Annotated in this window: 18 protein-coding genes; 14 read left to right on the top strand and 4 right to left on the bottom strand. The window is 52.9% G+C overall.

Going from position 1 to position 18,420, the window contains the following annotated elements; translation table 11 throughout:
• Position 1: 1 nt before the first annotated feature.
• The 3 genes from D9597_RS13675 (at position 2) to murJ (ending at position 3,219) form a co-directional block, all read left to right on the top strand.
• Positions 2-649 (top strand): YceH family protein, encoded by a 648-nt coding sequence (locus tag D9597_RS13675; protein ID WP_064528533.1) that lies wholly within the window; start codon positions 2-4, stop codon positions 647-649.
• A 1-nt stretch (position 650) separates the two neighbouring features.
• Complete coding sequence (locus D9597_RS13670) at positions 651-1,574, top strand: Gfo/Idh/MocA family oxidoreductase (protein ID WP_130215874.1); 924 nt, start codon at positions 651-653, stop codon at positions 1,572-1,574.
• A gap of 109 nt (positions 1,575-1,683) precedes the next feature.
• Complete coding sequence (murJ, locus tag D9597_RS13665; RefSeq protein ID WP_130222897.1) at positions 1,684-3,219, top strand: murein biosynthesis integral membrane protein MurJ; 1,536 nt, start codon at positions 1,684-1,686, stop codon at positions 3,217-3,219.
• Positions 3,220-3,258: 39 nt separating this feature from the next.
• On the opposite strand, the gene flgN is transcribed toward murJ, so the two are convergent.
• The 3 genes from flgN to flgA all read right to left on the bottom strand — a co-directional run bounded on the left by flgN (position 3,259) and on the right by flgA (position 4,707).
• A complete protein-coding gene (gene flgN, locus D9597_RS13660) occupies positions 3,259-3,675 on the bottom strand; it encodes a flagella biosynthesis chaperone FlgN (RefSeq protein ID WP_130205509.1) in 417 nt (138 codons plus the stop codon).
• A 4-nt stretch (positions 3,676-3,679) separates the two neighbouring features.
• On the bottom strand, positions 3,680-3,973 hold the full coding sequence (flgM, locus tag D9597_RS13655; RefSeq protein WP_130205511.1) for a flagellar biosynthesis anti-sigma factor FlgM: 294 nt from the start codon (positions 3,971-3,973) through the stop codon (positions 3,680-3,682).
• A 74-nt stretch (positions 3,974-4,047) separates the two neighbouring features.
• Complete coding sequence (flgA, locus tag D9597_RS13650) at positions 4,048-4,707, bottom strand: flagellar basal body P-ring formation chaperone FlgA (protein WP_130222895.1); 660 nt, start codon at positions 4,705-4,707, stop codon at positions 4,048-4,050.
• 153 nt (positions 4,708-4,860) lie between these two features.
• Here flgA and flgB point away from each other — a divergent pair, with 153 nt between their 5' ends.
• From flgB to flgL, 11 genes are all read left to right on the top strand, one after another.
• Positions 4,861-5,277, top strand: a complete 417-nt coding sequence (flgB, locus tag D9597_RS13645; protein ID WP_130216143.1) for a flagellar basal body rod protein FlgB — start codon at positions 4,861-4,863, stop codon at positions 5,275-5,277.
• Between the two features lie 3 nt (positions 5,278-5,280).
• The gene (gene flgC / locus D9597_RS13640) at positions 5,281-5,685 is read left to right on the top strand and encodes a flagellar basal body rod protein FlgC (RefSeq protein ID WP_001196460.1); all 405 of its coding nucleotides are present in this window, start codon (positions 5,281-5,283) and stop codon (positions 5,683-5,685) included.
• 11 nt (positions 5,686-5,696) lie between these two features.
• Positions 5,697-6,392: a flagellar hook assembly protein FlgD gene (gene flgD, locus D9597_RS23190; protein ID WP_064528545.1), complete on the top strand. Its 696-nt coding sequence runs from the start codon at positions 5,697-5,699 to the stop codon at positions 6,390-6,392.
• Positions 6,393-6,416: 24 nt separating this feature from the next.
• Positions 6,417-7,622 carry a flagellar hook protein FlgE gene (flgE, locus tag D9597_RS23185; RefSeq protein WP_130222893.1) on the top strand — a complete coding sequence of 402 codons (1,206 nt, stop codon included), beginning with the start codon at positions 6,417-6,419 and terminating at the stop codon, positions 7,620-7,622.
• A 19-nt stretch (positions 7,623-7,641) separates the two neighbouring features.
• Entirely contained in the window at positions 7,642-8,397 is a 756-nt protein-coding gene (gene flgF, locus D9597_RS13625) for a flagellar basal-body rod protein FlgF (protein WP_130222891.1), read from the top strand.
• Between the two features lie 158 nt (positions 8,398-8,555).
• Positions 8,556-9,338 carry a flagellar basal-body rod protein FlgG gene (gene flgG / locus D9597_RS13620; RefSeq protein ID WP_000625837.1) on the top strand — a complete coding sequence of 261 codons (783 nt, stop codon included), beginning with the start codon at positions 8,556-8,558 and terminating at the stop codon, positions 9,336-9,338.
• A 43-nt stretch (positions 9,339-9,381) separates the two neighbouring features.
• Positions 9,382-10,077 (top strand): flagellar basal body L-ring protein FlgH, encoded by a 696-nt coding sequence (flgH, locus tag D9597_RS13615; protein ID WP_130222889.1) that lies wholly within the window; start codon positions 9,382-9,384, stop codon positions 10,075-10,077.
• Between the two features lie 11 nt (positions 10,078-10,088).
• Positions 10,089-11,186, top strand: coding sequence for a flagellar basal body P-ring protein FlgI (gene flgI, locus D9597_RS13610; protein ID WP_130215886.1), 1,098 nt, complete (start codon positions 10,089-10,091; stop codon positions 11,184-11,186).
• Positions 11,186-12,127 (top strand): flagellar assembly peptidoglycan hydrolase FlgJ, encoded by a 942-nt coding sequence (gene flgJ, locus D9597_RS13605; protein WP_130215888.1) that lies wholly within the window; start codon positions 11,186-11,188, stop codon positions 12,125-12,127. Before flgI ends, flgJ begins: the two co-directional genes overlap by 1 nt.
• A gap of 65 nt (positions 12,128-12,192) precedes the next feature.
• Positions 12,193-13,836, top strand: coding sequence for a flagellar hook-associated protein FlgK (gene flgK / locus D9597_RS13600; RefSeq protein ID WP_130222887.1), 1,644 nt, complete (start codon positions 12,193-12,195; stop codon positions 13,834-13,836).
• 11 nt (positions 13,837-13,847) lie between these two features.
• Entirely contained in the window at positions 13,848-14,801 is a 954-nt protein-coding gene (gene flgL, locus D9597_RS13595; protein WP_130215892.1) for a flagellar hook-associated protein FlgL, read from the top strand.
• Between the two features lie 171 nt (positions 14,802-14,972).
• On the opposite strand, the gene rne is transcribed toward flgL, so the two are convergent.
• Entirely contained in the window at positions 14,973-18,158 is a 3,186-nt protein-coding gene (rne, locus tag D9597_RS13590; protein ID WP_130222885.1) for a ribonuclease E, read from the bottom strand.
• Between the last annotated feature and the right edge of the window lie 262 nt (positions 18,159-18,420).

Here is an 18,420-nt window from a genome sequence, read left to right as displayed (position 1 = left end):
CATGAAGTATCAACTTACCGCACTGGAAGCCCGTGTGATTGGCTGTTTGCTGGAAAAACAGGTGACGACGCCAGAGCAATACCCGCTTTCCGTGAATGGCGTGGTAACGGCCTGTAACCAGAAAACAAACCGTGAGCCGGTAATGAATCTGAGCGAATCCGAGGTGCAGGAGCAACTGGATAATCTGGTAAAACGCCATTATCTGCGCACGGTGAGTGGCTTTGGTAATCGAGTCACCAAATATGAACAACGTTTCTGCAACTCTGAGTTTGGTGACCTGAAACTTAGCGCCGCGGAAGTCGCATTAATTACCACCTTGTTGTTGCGCGGTGCTCAGACGCCAGGTGAACTGCGCAGTCGCGCGGCGCGGATGTATGAATTCAGCGATATGACGGAAGTAGAAACGACGCTGGAACAACTGGCTAATCGCGAAGATGGGCCTTTTGTTGTTCGTCTGGCTCGCGAACCGGGTAAACGCGAAAGCCGCTATATGCATCTTTTCAGTGGCGAGGTGGATGATCAGCCTGTGCTTACAGAAACGTCGGACGCGGTTGGTGGTGATTTACAATCCCGCGTCGAGGCCCTGGAAATCGAGGTGGCAGAACTGAAACAGCGTCTTGATTCGTTGCTGGCCCATCTGGGAGATTAACGTGAAAAAATTACGTATCGGCGTAGTGGGTTTAGGCGGCATCGCGCAAAAAGCGTGGCTGCCAGTGCTGGCAGCGGCGTCTGACTGGACGCTACAAGGGGCGTGGTCGCCAACGCGTGAGAAAGCCATCTCAATTTGTGAAAGCTGGCGCATTCCTTACGCCGATTCGTTATCTAACCTTGCCGCCAGTTGCGATGCGGTATTTGTCCACTCCAGCACCGCCAGTCATTTTGAGGTGGTCAGTGCATTATTAAATGCAGGTGTACATGTCTGTGTCGATAAACCGCTGGCGGAAAATCTGCGCGATGCCGAGCGACTGGTTGAACTCGCAGCGCGCAAAAAACTGACACTGATGGTCGGCTTTAACCGCCGTTTCGCGCCGCTGTACTGTGAGTTAAAAACACAGCTTGCCAGTGCGTCCTCGCTAAGAATGGATAAACATCGTACCAATAGCGTCGGGCCACACGATCTTTATTTCACCTTGCTGGATGATTATCTGCATGTGGTTGATACCGCGCTGTGGTTGTCTGGCGGCAATGCAACTCTCGAAAGCGGTACGTTGCTGACCAATGAGTCCGGCGAAATGCTGTTTGCCGAGCACCATTTTTCGGCAGGTCAGTTACAAATCACCACCTGTATGCATCGTCGTGCCGGAAGTCAGCGTGAAGCGGTGCTGGCAGTGACTGAAGGGGCATTAATCGACATCACCGATATGCGTGAATGGCGTGAGGAGCGTGGTCAGGGCGTGGTGCATAAACCGATTCCTGGCTGGCAAAGTACCCTCGAGCAGCGTGGATTTGTCGGTTGCGCGCGCCATTTCATTGAATGCGTGCAAAATCAGACAGTTCCGCAAACCGCGGGTGAACAGGCGGTGCTGGCGCAGCGCATCGTTGATAAGATCTGGCGCGATGCGATGAGTGAATAAACCCTGTAACATCTGGCGGTAGCAATTCACCATAATCCAGGTAGACTATTCGCCTCTTTCAGCGCCTGCCTTGCAGGCGTTTTGCCCGTGGGTCTGGATTAGAACACCGATGAATTTATTAAAATCGCTGGCCGCCGTCAGCTCGATGACCATGTTTTCGCGTGTGCTTGGCTTCGCACGCGACGCTATTGTCGCCAGAATCTTTGGCGCAGGGATGGCAACCGACGCCTTTTTTGTCGCGTTCAAACTTCCTAACTTGTTACGCCGTATCTTTGCTGAAGGCGCATTCTCCCAGGCTTTCGTGCCGATTCTGGCGGAATATAAAAGCAAGCAGGGCGAAGACGCCACGCGGGTCTTTGTCTCCTATGTCTCTGGTCTGCTGACGCTGGCGCTGGCGGTTGTGACGGTCGCCGGTATGCTCGCCGCGCCGTGGGTGATCATGGTAACCGCGCCGGGCTTTGCGGATACTGCCGACAAATTCGCCCTGACCACCCAGCTATTACAGATTACCTTTCCCTATATCTTATTGATTTCACTGGCATCGCTGGTGGGGGCAATTCTGAATACCTGGAACCGTTTCTCGATTCCGGCATTTGCCCCAACGTTACTCAACATCAGCATGATTGGCTTTGCGCTGTTTGCTGCGCCGTACTTTAATCCACCCGTGCTGGCGCTGGCGTGGGCAGTTACGGTGGGCGGCATCCTGCAACTGGTTTATCAGCTACCGCATCTGAAGAAGATTGGCATGTTGGTATTGCCGCGCATTAACTTCCACGATGCCGGGGCGATGCGCGTAGTGAAACAGATGGGGCCGGCGATTCTTGGCGTCTCTGTTAGCCAGATTTCCTTAATCATCAACACTATTTTTGCCTCATTTCTTGCCTCTGGCTCGGTGTCATGGATGTATTACGCCGACCGTTTGATGGAGTTCCCGTCTGGTGTACTGGGCGTGGCGCTGGGGACCATTTTGCTGCCGTCGCTGTCGAAAAGTTTTGCCAGCGGTAATCACGATGAATACAACCGTCTGATGGACTGGGGGCTGCGTCTTTGTTTCCTGCTGGCGCTGCCAAGTGCGGTGGCGCTGGGCATCCTCTCCGGTCCGTTAACTGTTTCGCTGTTCCAGTACGGTAAATTTACCGCCTTTGATGCGTTGATGACCCAGCGGGCGTTAATTGCCTACTCGGTAGGTTTGATTGGCCTGATTGTGGTGAAAGTGCTGGCTCCGGGCTTTTATTCACGGCAGGACATTAAAACGCCGGTGAAAATTGCCATCGTCACGCTGATTTTGACGCAATTGATGAACCTTGCATTTATCGGCCCGTTGAAACATGCCGGGCTGTCGCTTTCCATTGGTCTGGCGGCGTGTCTGAATGCTTCGCTGCTTTACTGGCAGTTGCGTAAGCAGAAAATCTTTACCCCACAACCCGGCTGGACTGCGTTTCTGCTGCGTTTACTCGTGGCGGTTCTGGTGATGTCTGGTGTGCTTTTAGGCATGTTGCATATTATGCCGGACTGGTCGTTAGGCACTATGCCCTGGCGTTTACTGCGTTTGATGGCGGTCGTTGTTGCGGGAATTGCAGCGTACTTTGCCGCACTGGCCGTGTTGGGCTTCAAAGTAAAAGAATTTGCTCGTCGCACTGCTTAACGTAGAATTCCGGCCTGCATCGCAGGCCGGAGAAAATCTTCAAATAGAAATCTTTTTACCACCGCGCCAGGGTGTTGAGGTCTGACCGTTCGCCCCGTACAGTGTCGGCTCCTGATGCGGTTTCAGCATTTCCAGTGCCTGTTGATTGCGCTCAATCTGCCCTTCCAGTAGCCAGCCGTTATGCTGATTTAACTGGCGTAATTGCTGCGTTTTCTCGGTGATTTCCTGCCAGCATTGCGCAATATCTTCACTTATTTCTGTATCCGGTGCCTGTCGACGCAGCTGTTCCAGGTAATCCAGAGTCGCCAGCATTGAGCTTTTTTGTTCTGTAATATGTTGCAACTGGCTACCGGTGAACTGCCCCATAGAGAGATGTTGCTGCTCCTGGACCATCACTATATTAAGCTCGTTAAGCACCACAGACATCTGGTTGAGAATCTCAGCAAGACGCGGCATCTGATTATTTACTCATTAAATCTTGTTGCACTTCGTTGATCAGCGCATCGGCAATTTTGCCGACATCCATTTTTAGTTCACCATTACGAATCGCCAATTTTAATGCTTCAACGCGTTCAAGATTGATATCACTGCTGCCCGGTTGCATCAGTGTTGCCTGCGCATCGCTTAACTTGACGTTAGTACTGGCGGTAGCCGTCGTTTTTGCTGCGCGGGTATTGGCTACCGGAGCGTCACTGGTTTCACGTGGCTGAACGGTGCTTACAGGCTTCAGGGGGGAAGTGCGGTCAATACTCATGGTTTATTCCTCATTGAGGGCGCTTTATCATTTGTTGCTTATTTATCGGCAATGGACGGGCAATCTTTAATAGCTTACAGGTTTATAAGAATATTCCCATCGGCATCCACTACGCCACTGACTACCTGACCCGATATCATTCTCACGCGGGCTTTTTGCGCGACGGAAGCGTTATTCAGCGCCAGACCTTCAGCATTTGCACTGAACCCATCGCCACTGGCAATCACGTTAACGCGTTGTCCTGCTTTTACCCGCCAGGCCTGACGCAGCATAGTCAGCTGTATAGGTTGTTCGGGGACCAAATCGCGCAGGCTAACCGCATCAACCAGTTGATTAACATCCAGAACGGTACGCGGCGGTAGTGTATCCAGTCTGCCACGTTTAAGTTTTACACTGCCAGCGTCAAGCTTTCCCCCACGCACAACAGGCATTGCTGCAACAACATAATTCCCTGTCGCCTGTACATTCACTTGCACGTAATGCTTATCGTTGCCACAACGTGCCAGCACATTCACATTGCCCCACAGGCGGGCGTTATTAGTCATGGAAAGCAGCGGCTGTTCGCATGGCGGCAATAAATTGGGAGCAGTACGAATAGAGACGTGGACCTCATCACTTAGCCCTGCCAGTTGTGCAACGAAAAAGGTTTGCAATTGTGAGGGAAAATCGCCAGCCGCACTAAGTGGACTGAACAACATCGAGATGATCGCCACACAGCGCATTATTGTCAGCATTTTTGCCCCCGGCCATTTTCACAGCCTGAATTGTACCCGTACGCAATGACCATCAACGGCATAAATAGCAATCCATTTTGCTTTTATTCCGCCGATAACGCGCGCGTAAAGCCTTTAAGCTGACGGCAGAATTTTGATATCTGCGGAGGAGATATGCTCGATAAGCTCGACGCCGCCTTACGTTTTCAACAAGAGGCACTCAATCTGCGCGCCCAGCGTCAGGAAGTGCTGGCGGCAAATATCGCCAATGCCGATACCCCTGGTTATCAGGCGCGCGATATGGATTTTGCCAGTGAACTTAAAAAAGTGATGCAGCGCGGGAGAGATGAAACCAGCGTGGTCGCGCTGACGTTGACCTCGTCGCAGCATATTCCAGCACAGGCGTTGTCACCTCCTGCCACAGAATTGCAATACCGTATTCCGGACCAGCCTTCACTGGACGGCAATACCGTGGATATGGATCGCGAACGCACCCAGTTTGCCGATAACAGCCTGCAATACCAGATGAGCCTTAGCGCGTTGAGCGGACAAATCAAAGGCATGATGAACGTATTACAAAGCGGAAATTAACGGATGGCACTGCTGAATATTTTTGATATCGCCGGATCGGCGTTAACCGCTCAGTCTCAGCGTCTGAACGTGGCTGCCAGCAACCTGGCCAACGCCGACAGCGTGACGGGGCCAGATGGTCAGCCGTATCGGGCAAAACAGGTGGTGTTCCAGGTGAACGCCGCGCCAGGGGCAGCGACGGGCGGAGTCAAAGTGGCTGACGTGATTGAAAGCCAGGCCCCGGACAAACTGGTCTATGAACCGGGTAATCCGCTGGCGGACGCGAAGGGCTACGTGAAAATGCCAAACGTCGATGTGGTAGGCGAGATGGTTAACACCATGTCGGCGTCGCGCAGCTATCAGGCCAACGTTGAAGTACTCAATACGGTGAAAAGCATGATGCTGAAAACCCTCACGCTCGGTCAATAAAGGAGAAAGTCATGTCCATTGCGGTAACCACCACCGATCCGACAAATACCGGCGTCAGCACTACCAGCAGTAGTTCGATTACGGGCAGTAACGCCGCCGATTTACAGAGCAGCTTTCTGACTTTGCTGGTGGCGCAACTGAAAAACCAGGATCCGACCAATCCAATGGAAAACAACGAGCTGACGTCACAACTGGCGCAAATCAGCACGGTCAGCGGGATTGAAAAGCTCAACACCACACTCGGTTCGATTTCCGGGCAGATTGATAACAGCCAGTCGCTACAGGCCAGCAACCTGATTGGTCACGGCGTGATGATCCCCGGCACCACCATTCTTGCCGGTACTGGCAGTGAAGAAGGGGCGGTGACCACCACCACGCCGTTTGGTGTTGAGCTGCAACAGGCCGCAGATAAAGTAACCGCAACCATAACCGATAAAAATGGCGCAGTTGTGCGCACCATTGATATTGGTGAGCTCAGCGCCGGAGTCCACAGTTTCACCTGGGACGGCACGTTGACTGATGGTACGACCGCGCCGAACGGTTCTTATAACGTGGCAATTAGTGCCAGCAACGGCGGTACGCAGTTGGTTGCCCAGCCATTGCAGTTTGCGCTGGTACAGGGCGTGATTCGCGGCAATAACGGTAACACGCTGGATCTCGGCACTTACGGCACCACCACCCTCGACGAAGTACGGCAGATAATTTAAGCCTTCACATTTCAGGAGTCAGTCATGGCCTTTTCTCAAGCGGTTAGCGGATTAAACGCTGCCGCCACCAATCTCGATGTCATTGGCAACAATATCGCCAACTCCGCCACCTATGGCTTTAAATCCGGCACGGCCTCTTTTGCTGATATGTTTGCTGGTTCGAAAGTGGGACTGGGAGTAAAAGTTGCAGGCATCACTCAGGATTTTACCGATGGCACGACCACAAATACTGGTCGTGGGCTGGACGTTGCTATCAGCCAGAACGGTTTTTTCCGTCTGGTAGACAGTAACGGTTCGGTGTTTTACAGCCGTAACGGGCAATTCAAACTGGATGAAAACCGTAACCTTGTGAATATGCAAGGTTTACAGTTGACCGGGTATCCGGCAACCGGTACGCCTCCGACCATCCAGCAAGGGGCGAATCCGGGCAATATTTCGATTCCAAATACCTTGATGGCGGCGAAGTCCACGACCACGGCGTCCATGCAGATTAACCTTAACTCCAGTGATACGCTTCCCACCGTGACGCCATTCAGCGCCAGTGATGCCGATAGCTATAACAAAAAAGGTTCGGTAACGGTGTATGACAGTCAGGGTAATGCCCATGACATGAGCGTCTACTTTGTGAAGACACAGGATAATACCTGGGATGTCTACACCCAGGATAGTAGTGCTCCAAACAGCATTGCAACGATAGCGACAACACTGGAATTTGATGCCAATGGTGTTCTGACGTCGGATCCAACAAAGGATATTACCACTGGCGCGATTAATGGCGCGGATCCTGCGACATTCTCCCTCAGCTTCCTCAACTCTATGCAGCAAAACACCGGCGCTAACAATATTGTGGCAACCACCCAGAACGGTTACAAACCGGGCGATCTGGTGAGTTATCAAATCAACGATGACGGCACGGTAGTCGGGAACTATTCGAACGAACAAACCCAATTGCTGGGGCAGATTGTGCTGGCCAACTTTGCCAACAACGAAGGGCTGGCATCAGAGGGGGACAACGTCTGGTCTGCAACGCAATCTTCTGGTGTCGCGCTGCTGGGAACCGCCGGGACTGGCAATTTTGGCGCACTGACCAACGGCGCCCTGGAAGCGTCCAACGTCGATCTCAGCAAAGAACTGGTCAATATGATTGTCGCCCAGCGTAACTATCAGTCTAACGCCCAGACCATCAAAACTCAGGACCAGATCCTCAACACGCTGGTTAACTTACGCTAATTGCTGACGGGATAGCTCGATGGATCACGCAATCTATACCGCGATGGGCGCCGCCAGCCAGACGCTGAATCAACAGGCGGTGACCGCCAGCAATCTGGCGAATGCCTCCACGCCCGGTTTTCGCGCGCAGTTAAACGCCTTGCGCGCAGTGCCGGTGGAAGGGCTTTCTCTGCCCACACGCACTCTGGTGACGGCATCTACGCCAGGTGCAGATATGACGTCCGGCAAGATGGATTACACCTCGCGCCCCCTGGATGTTGCGTTGCAGCAGGATGGCTGGCTGGCCGTGCAGACCGCTGACGGCAGCGAGGGGTATACGCGTAATGGCAGCATTCAGGTTGATCCCGGTGGACAACTGACGATTCAGGGGTATCCGGTGATTGGCGAGGCGGGGCCGATTGCCGTGTCGGAAGGGGCGGAAATTACTATCGCCGCCGATGGCACCATTTCGGCGCTCAATCCGGGCGATCCGGCAAATACCGTTGCGCCAGTAGGACAGTTGAAACTGGTGAGAGCCACGGGCAGTGAAGTGCAGCGTGGTGATGATGGGATCTTTCGTTTGAGTGCGGAAAGTCAGGCCACGCGTGGTCCGGTGTTACAGGCTGACCCGACGTTACGGGTGATGTCGGGCGTGCTGGAAGGTAGCAACGTCAATGCCGTTTCGGCAATGAGCGACATGATTGCCAGTGCGCGGCGTTTTGAAATGCAGATGAAGGTAATAAGCAGCGTCGATGATAACGCTGGCCGCGCCAACCAACTGCTGTCGATGAGTTAATTGAAAGGATACATGACAAACATAAGTTGCCCGACGGGCCTGCGGGATGATTCGCAATTTATTGATTTTGCGAGCCCTTGTAGGCCGGATAAAGCGTTTACGCCGCATCCGGCAAGAAGACATATGCGATTTGTCAGCAATCCACTACAGGACATTTTATGATCAGTTCATTATGGATCGCCAAAACGGGCCTCGACGCCCAGCAAACCAATATGGACGTCATTGCCAACAACCTGGCAAACGTCAGTACCAATGGTTTCAAGCGCCAGCGGGCGGTGTTTGAAGATTTACTTTATCAAACTATTCGCCAGCCTGGCGCACAGTCTTCCGAACAAACTACCTTGCCATCCGGGTTACAAATCGGTACGGGGGTGCGTCCGGTCGCCACTGAACGCTTACACAGCCAGGGCAACCTGTCGCAAACCAATAACAGCAAAGATGTGGCGATTAAAGGGCAGGGCTTTTTCCAGGTCATGCTGCCGGATGGCTCATCAGCCTATACTCGCGACGGCTCTTTTCAGGTGGATCAGAACGGACAACTGGTGACGGCGGGCGGTTTTCAGGTGCAGCCAGCAATCACCATTCCGGCGAATGCGTTAAGTATTACCATTGGTCGTGATGGCGTGGTCAGCGTTACCCAGCAAGGCCAGGCTGCTCCGGTTCAGGTTGGACAACTCAATCTCACCACGTTTATGAACGACACTGGCCTGGAGAGCATTGGCGAAAACCTCTACACCGAAACACAATCCTCCGGCGCACCGAACGAAAGCACGCCAGGTCTGAACGGCGCGGGGCTGTTGTATCAAGGATATGTTGAAACGTCTAACGTCAACGTGGCGGAGGAACTGGTCAACATGATTCAGGTACAGCGTGCCTACGAAATCAACAGTAAAGCGGTATCCACCACCGACCAGATGCTGCAAAAACTGACGCAACTCTAAAGCATACCGGTAGGGCAACTTACCGGTTTATTGATTTTTGAAGATGATAGCCATGCGAAAAAAATACGGCATTTCCACCTTGTTGGTGCTTTCACTGACCGGCTGCGCCTGGATCCCGTCTACCCCGCTGGTGCAGGGGGTGACCACGGCACAACCTGTACCGGGCCCGACGCCCGTCGCCAATGGTTCCATTTTTCAGTCTGCCCAGCCGATTAATTATGGCTATCAGCCGTTATTTGAAGATCGCCGACCACGCAATATCGGCGATACGCTGACTATTGTGTTGCAGGAAAACGTCAGCGCCAGCAAGAGTTCGTCTGCTAATGCCAGCCGCGACGGAAAAACCAACTTCGGGTTTGATACTGTGCCGCGCTATTTGCAGGGGCTGTTTGGTAATGCCCGTGCCGATGTCGATGCCTCTGGCGGTAATAGCTTCAATGGTAAAGGCGGGGCGAATGCCAGCAATACCTTTAGCGGTACCTTGACCGTGACGGTTGATCAGGTGCTGGTCAACGGCAACCTGCATGTGGTGGGCGAAAAACAGATAGCCATTAATCAGGGTACGGAATTTATTCGTTTCTCCGGCGTGGTCAATCCACGCACTATCAGTGGCAGCAACACTGTACCGTCAACCCAGGTGGCAGACGCGCGTATTGAGTACGTTGGCAATGGCTACATTAACGAAGCACAAAACATGGGCTGGTTACAGCGTTTCTTCCTTAACCTGTCTCCAATGTAAGTGAGGCTGTGGTGATTAAATTTCTCTCTGTATTCATTCTTCTGCTGGTAGCGACCGTTGCACAGGCTGACCGCATCCGCGATCTCACCAGCGTACAGGGCGTACGACAAAACTCGCTGATTGGTTATGGTCTTGTTGTTGGCCTTGACGGTACGGGCGATCAGACGACCCAGACACCGTTTACCACTCAAACACTTAATAACATGCTCTCACAGTTGGGAATTACCGTTCCGACTGGCACCAATATGCAGCTAAAAAACGTCGCTGCGGTAATGGTGACGGCGTCACTTCCGCCGTTTGGACGCCAGGGGCAAACCATCGATGTGGTGGTTTCTTCCATGGGTAATGCCAAAAGCTTGCGTGGCGGTACGTTGTTGATGACACCGCTTAAGGGCGTCGACAGCCAGGTTTATGCGCTGGCGCAGGGCAATATTCTGGTCGGTGGCGCGGGGGCATCAGCGGGAGGCAGCAGTGTTCAGGTTAACCAACTGAATGGCGGGCGGATCACCAACGGTGCGATTATTGAGCGCGAATTGCCCAGCCAATTCGGCGCTGGCAATACCCTCAATTTGCAGCTAAATGACGAAGACTTCGCGATGGCACAGCAGATCGCCGATACCATCAACCGCACCCGAGGATTCGGCAGTGCCACGGCGTTAGATGCCCGAACTATTCAGGTTCGCGTGCCGAGCGGTAATAGTTCCCAGGTGCGTTTCCTTGCCGATATCCAGAATATGCAGGTCAATGTCACCCCGCAGGACGCCAAAGTAGTGATTAACTCGCGCACCGGTTCGGTGGTGATGAATCGTGAAGTGACCCTCGACAGCTGCGCGGTGGCGCAGGGCAATCTCTCGGTTACGGTAAATCGTCAGGCCAATGTCAGCCAACCAGATACGCCGTTTGGTGGCGGGCAGACCGTGGTAACGCCACAAACACAGATCGACTTACGCCAGAGCGGCGGTTCGCTGCAAAGCGTGCGTTCCAGCGCCAGCCTCAATAACGTGGTGCGCGCGCTCAACGCCTTGGGAGCCACCCCGATGGATTTAATGTCCATACTGCAATCTATGCAAAGCGCGGGATGTCTGCGGGCAAAACTGGAAATCATCTGATGATTAGCGACAGCAAACTGCTGGCGAGCGCCGCCTGGGATGCACAATCACTTAACGATCTGAAAGCGAAAGCGGGCGAAGATCCAGCAGCAAATATTCGCCCGGTAGCTCGCCAGGTGGAAGGGATGTTTGTGCAGATGATGCTAAAAAGCATGCGTGAAGCCTTACCGAAAGATGGCCTGTTCAGCAGCGAGAATACCCGGCTCTACACCAGCATGTATGACCAGCAGATAGCCCAACAGATGACAGCAGGCAAAGGTCTGGGACTTGCGGAGATGATGGTAAAACAGATGACGCCAGAGCAGCCATTGTCCGCAGAAGAAATGCCTGCCGGACCGATGAAATTCCCACTTGAAACAGTGATGAGTTTTCAAAATAAAGCGCTCAAGCAGATGGTGCAAAAAGCTTTACCGCACAATTTCGATGCTTTGTTGCCTGGTGACAGCAAAGCGTTCCTTGCACAGCTCTCGCAGCCAGCTCAATTGGCAAGTCAGCAAAGCGGTGTGCCACATCACCTGATCCTCGCCCAGGCTGCACTGGAATCAGGCTGGGGACAACGACAAATTCGTCGCGAAAATGGCGAGCCGAGCTACAACGTGTTTGGCGTAAAAGCGTCAGGTAACTGGAAAGGGCCAGTTACTGAAATCACTACTACCGAATATGAAAACGGCGAAGCGAAGAAAGTTAAGGCGAAGTTTCGTGTTTACAGTTCTTATTTCGAAGCATTGTCAGATTACGTTGGGCTGTTAACCCGTAATCCACGCTACGCCGCCGTGACTCGCGCTGCCAGCGCCGAGTTGGGGGCGCAGGCATTACAGGACGCGGGCTATGCTACCGATCCTGAGTATGCCCGCAAACTCACCAATATGATTCAGCAATTGAAATCGGTAAGCGACAAGGTGAGCAAAACCTACAGTATGAGTATCGATAATCTGTTCTGAATAATTCAAGTCCGGCGGGTGTCTGCCGATAATGCTCTGTAATTGAAGGCTTACAAGGAACCTCCATGTCCAGCTTGATTAATAACGCCATGAGCGGACTTAACGCTGCCCAGGCGGCGTTAAATACGGCGAGTAATAATATTTCCAGCTATAACGTTGCCGGATATACCCGACAAACCACCATTATGGCGCAGGCTAACAGTACGTTAGGTGCGGGCGGTTGGGGAGGCAATGGCGTCTATGTTTCTGGCGTGCAGCGTGAATACGATGCGTTTATTACCAATCAGTTACGTGCGGCCCAGACCCAGAGTAGCGGCCTGACTTCCCGTTATGAGCAAATGTCGAAAATCGACAATATGCTCTCTGGCAGCACCACGTCGCTGGCAACGCAAATGCAGGACTTCTTTACCAGTTTGCAAACGCTGGTCAGTAACGCAGAAGATCCGGCTGCGCGGCAGGCGCTGATTGGCAAGGCGGAAGGTCTGGTAAATCAGTTTAAAACCACCGACCAGTATCTGCGCGACCAGGACAAACAGGTCAATGTCGCGATAGGTGCCAGCGTCGACCAGATCAATAATTATGCCAAACAAATCGCCAGCCTGAACGATCAGATCTCCCGTTTAACAGGCGTGGGAGCAGGGGCTTCACCCAACGATCTCCTTGATCAACGCGATCAACTGGTGAGTGAATTAAACCAGATCGTTGGTGTTGAGGTCAGCGTTCAGGATGGCGGTACTTACAATATCACTATGGCCAATGGGTATTCGCTGGTTCAGGGCAGTTCGGCACGTCAGCTTGCAGCAGTCCCATCCAGTGCCGATCCTTCTCGTACGACAGTCGCTTATGTTGATGGGACGGCGGAACATATTGAGATCCCGGAGAAATTACTGAATACGGGGTCACTGGGCGGTATTCTGACATTTCGTTCTCAGGACCTGGACCAGACGCGTAATACGCTCGGGCAACTGGCGCTGGCATTTGCTGAGGCTTTCAATGCCCAACATAACAAGGGGTATGATGCCAATGGTAAAGAAGGGGAGGATTTCTTTGCTATTGGTAAGCCCGCTGTTCTGGAAAATAGCAAAAACAAAGGAAGCTCCGCGATCGGTGCTACGGTGACCGATAGTTCCGCTGTGCTGGCGACAGATTACAAAATCTCGTTCAAAGATAATCAGTGGCAGGTCACCCGTCTGGCCAGCAATACCACTTTTACGGTGGTGCCGGATGCCGACGGTAAAGTCTCATTTGATGGTCTGGAACTGACCTTCACCGGAACGCCAAAACCAAACGACAGCTTCACGTTGACACCGGTAAGCGATGCCATCGTCAATATGGATGTACTAATCACTGACGAAGCGAAAATCGCCATGGCAAGCGACGAAACTGCCGGTGAAAGCGACAACCGCAATGGTCAGGCGCTGCTGGATTTGCAAACTAATGGCAAAACGGTCGGCGGGGGGAAATCCTTTAACGATGCCTATGCCTCGTTGGTTAGCGATATCGGGAATAAAACCGCCACGTTGAAAACCAGCAGCACTACTCAAAGTAATGTGGTGACGCAACTTTCTAATCAGCAGCAGTCTATCTCTGGCGTCAATCTCGACGAAGAGTACGGCAATCTGCAACGTTTTCAGCAGTATTATCTGGCCAATGCCCAGGTTCTGCAGACGGCGAATGCCATTTTTGATGCGCTGATTAACATTCGCTAAGGGGAGATAAGATGCGTTTCAGTACCCAGATGATGTACCAGCAAAATATGCGTGGTATCACCAATTCTCAGGCGGAATGGATGAAGTACGGCGAACAGATGTCGACGGGTAAGCGAGTCGTTAACCCTTCTGACGATCCCATTGCAGCATCACAAGCCGTAGTTCTCTCCCAGGCGCAGGCGCAAAACAGCCAGTACACACTGGCGCGGACTTTTGCAACCCAAAAGGTGTCGCTGGAAGAAAGCGTGCTTGGCCAGGTGACGACGGCAATCCAGAATGCCCAGGAAAAAATTGTTTATGCCAGCAACGGCACGTTAAGTGATGATGACCGGGCATCGTTGGCAACGGATATTCAGGGGATCCGCGACCAGTTGTTAAACCTGGCGAATACCACGGATGGGAACGGGCGCTACATTTTTGCCGGTTATAAAACAGAATCCGCGCCGTTTAGTGAGGCTGACGGTGATTATGTCGGCGGAACAGAAAGTATTAAGCAGCAGGTCGATGCCTCTCGCTCAATGGTGATAGGGCATACCGGTGACAAAATTTTCAACAGTATCACCAGCAACGCGGTAGCGGAACCTGACGGTAGCGATTCTGAAACTAACCTGTTTGCTATGCTGGATAGCGCCATCGCGGCGCTAAAAACGCCAGTCGCAGATAGCGAAGCGGATAAAGAAACCGCCGCTGCGGCATTGGATAAAACCAACCGTGGCCTGAAAAACTCACTGAATAATGTCCTGACCGTACGCGCGGAACTCGGCACGCAACTGAATGAACTGGAGTCGCTGGATTCATTAGGAAGCGATCGCGCTTTAGGGCAAACGCAGCAGATGAGCGATCTGGTTGATGTGGACTGGAATGCAACTATTTCCTCTTACATCATGCAGCAAACGGCATTGCAGGCATCGTATAAAGCATTTACCGATATGCAGGGATTGTCACTCTTCCAACTCAACAAATAAGCTCGCTTTAAAACATATCATGAAACTGGGTATGTTTTGTCTGCCTGCTCTGGGATCGCCGGGGCGGGCATTTTTTTGCTATGAGTTCACCGATACTGATCTGCGTTGATGTCATTCACTGAAATAAAAAGCCCCGGCGGTTGCCAGGGCTTGATCACTTTGAGTTAAGTTTTACTCAACAGGTTGCGGACGCGCAGGGCCAGCAGATGCATGATGTGTTGCCGCATGACCACCTGCGGCACCTTTACCTTCAAAGGCAAAGCTTGGGCGCTGCCAGTCACTGTGACGCGGTGCTTCCGGAACATATTCCGGTGCCGGAGCGCGCGTCATCGGCGCGGTAGCGTGGTTATGTTCAACGATTACCTCGGATACAACAGGAGCTACCGTTTCAACTTCAGCTGCGACTTCAGCGACGACCGGGGCGGCAGGTTGAGCGACAACTTCAGGTTCGGTAACCACAACCTCGGCAGTTTCGGCAACTTCTTCAATGTCTGCCGTCTCTTCCTGCGGTTCAACTACCGGTTCTGCGTGCTCTGCAACGTCCTGCGCTACGGCAACATCGGCCTCGGCAATCACCTGAGGCTGTTCTGTTACCGCTGCGGCAATCACGTCAGGATGCGTTGTTTCAACAACTTCTGGTTGCGGTTCTGCAACCTGAACAGGTGTTTCTACAACTTCAGCCACCTCTTCAACAACCGGCGCAGCAACAACAGGTTCGACAGCGGCAGCAACAGGGACTTCTGTCACCATCGGCTGCACCTGCACTTCTTCCTGTTCGCGTTGCTCCTCAACCTGTACATCTTGCGGACGTACAATTGGATAGCGGATCCAGACTTTGCCAGAGGCCAGTTCCGGAGACGCGCACGCTACGGTCAACGGCATTGGCGACTGGGTTGGATAACGCTCATCACGATAGCGACGACGACGCTGACCACTCACGCGCAGGTGACGAGGCGAACGGCGAGAACGACGCGGCATGCCACCGTTGTCACGGTTGTCGGCATTGTTCTCTTCTTGCTGTTCCGGCGCAGTTTGCGCTACGACTGGCAGCGGTACTTTCACCAGTTCAGTGCTCGGGGCTTGCGCTTCCTGAGTAACCGGCTCGGCAGCGACAGTTTCTTCAACCACCGGTGCGGTGACCACTTCTTCCGCAACGCTTTGTTCATAGCGCACTTTCTGATTCAGCTGACGTTGTTTACGACGCGGCTGAACCGGACGTACACGTTCTTCCTGTTCGGTTTCCTGAACAGATTGCTCTTCAACATTCAGCGCCTTCACTTCTTGTTGCGCCTGACGTTTATCATCGTTACGGCGGCGGCTACGTTCACGGCGCGGCGCTTGCTGTTCGTCTGTGGTACGCGCTTTTTCCGTTACATCAGCCTGCTGACGGCTCTCACGCGTCTCAGCCGTTTGCTGCTGCGCCTGGCGACGATTACGACGGTTTTCTTCGCGATTATCGCTACCCTCCGTACGTTCGCTACGCGTGTCGCGGCGTTCATTACGGTCACGGCGGTTGTTCTGACGAGGCTTACGGCGATCCTGTTGGCGTTCCGGTTTCGCTTCCTCTTTTGGTGCAGGTTGCTCGACCGATTTGGTTTCTTCACCGCCACTGAACAGCGATTTCAGTACACTGAAAAGGCGGCTCAACAGACCCGGTTGTGCCGGAGCTGCTGGCGTTGCTGGTGCCGCTTTAGGTGCCGGGGCTGCTGCAGGCGCTACAGGTTCAGCCGGAGCTGGCGCTGGTGGCACATCCGGCATAGCAAAGGTTGCCAGTGCAGGTTGTTCAGGACGCTTACGTTCAGCGAACTCTTCTTCAGACGGCAACGCCATCGCTTCTTCATGCAGTTTCGGCAGCATGTAGCTTAAGGTCGGCGTTTCTTCCCCTTTACGCACGCGCAGCACGTGGTAGTGCGGAGTTTCCATCTGATCGTTTGGTACAATCACACAGCGTACGCCGTCCTGACGAGTTTCAATGGCATTTACCGCAGAACGTTTTTCGTTCAGCAGGTAAGAAGCGATTGGCACAGGAACAATGGCGTGGACTTCCTGGGTGTTCTCTTTCAGCGCTTCTTCTTCAATCAGACGCAGAATAGAGAGCGACAGGGATTCATTGTCACGCACGGTGCCAGTACCGGAACAACGCGGACAAACGTGATGACTGGATTCACCCAGCGACGGGCTCAGGCGCTGACGGGACATCTCCAGCAGGCCGAAGCGAGAAATATGGCTGATTTGAATACGAGCACGGTCCTGACGCACCGCTTCGCGCAGACGGTTTTCTACCGCACGCTGGTGGCGTACTGGCGTCATGTCGATGAAGTCGATAACAATCAGACCACCGAGGTCACGTAAACGCAGCTGACGAGCAATTTCATCAGCAGCTTCCAGGTTGGTGTTAAACGCAGTTTCTTCAATATCGCCGCCGCGAGTTGCACGTGCGGAGTTGATGTCGATGGCGGTTAACGCTTCGGTGCTGTCGATAACAATAGAGCCACCAGACGGCAGACGAACTTCACGCTGGAAGGCGGACTCAATCTGCGATTCAATCTGGTAGTGGCTGAACAGCGGAATTTCACCGGTGTACAGTTTGATTTTGCTGCTGAAATCCGGGCGACCTAATGCAGCGATATGCTGACGCGCCAGTTCGAGCACTTTCGGATTATCGATAAGAATTTCGCCGATGTCCTGGCGTAAGTAATCGCGGAATGCGCGAACGATTACGTTGCTCTCCTGGTGAATCAGGAACGGAGCAGGGCGACTTTCAGCGGCTTTTTTGATCGCTTCCCAGTGTTTCAGACGGAAGCTTAAATCCCATTGCAGCGCCTCGGCAGATTTGCCGACGCCTGCGGTACGCACGATAAGCCCCATGCCTTCCGGCAGTTCCAGGCTTGCCAGTGCTTCTTTTAATTCGGTACGGTCGTCGCCTTCAATACGGCGAGAAATGCCACCCGCGCGCGGGTTGTTTGGCATCAGAACCAGATAGCTACCCGCCAGGCTGATAAAGGTGGTCAGCGCAGCCCCTTTGTTGCCGCGCTCTTCTTTATCAATCTGAACAATAACTTCCTGGCCTTCACGCAACACATCTTTAATGTTGGGGCGACCATGAGCACTGTAGTTAGCTGGGAAATATTCGCGGGCAATTTCTTTTAGAGGGAGGAAACCGTGACGTTCAGCGCCGTAATCAACAAAAGCAGCTTCCAGACTCGGTTCAATGCGGGTGATTTTACCTTTGTAGATGTTAGCCTTTTTCTGCTCATGCCCCGGGCTTTCGATATCCAGGTCATACAGACGCTGCCCATCTACAAGGGCAACGCGCAACTCTTCCTGCTGAGTTGCGTTAATTAACATTCTTTTCATCGTAACTTACTCATTATTCTTACATTGACGACTAAGCTGCGGGCAAAGTAACGCCTTGCCGGGTGTGAACCGATGGCCTCGTGTCTAGTCGCGTCGCCAACCTCACGGTTATCGTCAGCTCAAAGAGGCGCAGAGTGTCGGTTGCCCGTTTTTCATGCGGAAAAACAGCGCAATTATCAGAGAAACAGACTGGGTATTACTCTCCAGAAATATTTCCATCTACCGGTAAGGACTGCAACCCGCAGCCCGCTAACTGCCTGAA

Source organism: Escherichia sp. E13S3, assembly GCF_004212325.1.
Classification (GTDB): domain Bacteria; phylum Pseudomonadota; class Gammaproteobacteria; order Enterobacterales; family Enterobacteriaceae; genus Escherichia.
The sequence above is the reverse complement of the archived record's forward strand: the minus strand, read 5'-3'. Positions and strand labels throughout refer to the sequence as shown.

Bases quoted from the DNA above. Each gene is read 5' to 3' on its own strand.
- flgF (WP_130222891.1), top strand. From the start codon at position 7,642: ATGGATCACGCAATCTATACCGCGATGGGCGCCGCCAGCCAGACGCTG.
- flgE (WP_130222893.1), top strand. From the start codon at position 6,417: ATGGCCTTTTCTCAAGCGGTTAGCGGATTAAACGCTGCCGCCACCAAT.
- flgG (WP_000625837.1), top strand. From the start codon at position 8,556: ATGATCAGTTCATTATGGATCGCCAAAACGGGCCTCGACGCCCAGCAA.
- murJ (WP_130222897.1), top strand. From the start codon at position 1,684: ATGAATTTATTAAAATCGCTGGCCGCCGTCAGCTCGATGACCATGTTT.
- flgD (WP_064528545.1), top strand. From the start codon at position 5,697: ATGTCCATTGCGGTAACCACCACCGATCCGACAAATACCGGCGTCAGC.
- flgC (WP_001196460.1), top strand. From the start codon at position 5,281: ATGGCACTGCTGAATATTTTTGATATCGCCGGATCGGCGTTAACCGCT.
- flgA (WP_130222895.1), bottom strand. From the start codon at position 4,707: ATGCTGACAATAATGCGCTGTGTGGCGATCATCTCGATGTTGTTCAGT.
- flgJ (WP_130215888.1), top strand. From the start codon at position 11,186: ATGATTAGCGACAGCAAACTGCTGGCGAGCGCCGCCTGGGATGCACAA.
- flgH (WP_130222889.1), top strand. From the start codon at position 9,382: ATGATAGCCATGCGAAAAAAATACGGCATTTCCACCTTGTTGGTGCTT.
- flgM (WP_130205511.1), bottom strand. From the start codon at position 3,973: ATGAGTATTGACCGCACTTCCCCCCTGAAGCCTGTAAGCACCGTTCAG.
- flgB (WP_130216143.1), top strand. From the start codon at position 4,861: ATGCTCGATAAGCTCGACGCCGCCTTACGTTTTCAACAAGAGGCACTC.
- D9597_RS13675 (WP_064528533.1), top strand. From the start codon at position 2: ATGAAGTATCAACTTACCGCACTGGAAGCCCGTGTGATTGGCTGTTTG.
- flgN (WP_130205509.1), bottom strand. From the start codon at position 3,675: ATGCCGCGTCTTGCTGAGATTCTCAACCAGATGTCTGTGGTGCTTAAC.
- flgL (WP_130215892.1), top strand. From the start codon at position 13,848: ATGCGTTTCAGTACCCAGATGATGTACCAGCAAAATATGCGTGGTATC.
- flgK (WP_130222887.1), top strand. From the start codon at position 12,193: ATGTCCAGCTTGATTAATAACGCCATGAGCGGACTTAACGCTGCCCAG.
- rne (WP_130222885.1), bottom strand. From the start codon at position 18,158: ATGAAAAGAATGTTAATTAACGCAACTCAGCAGGAAGAGTTGCGCGTT.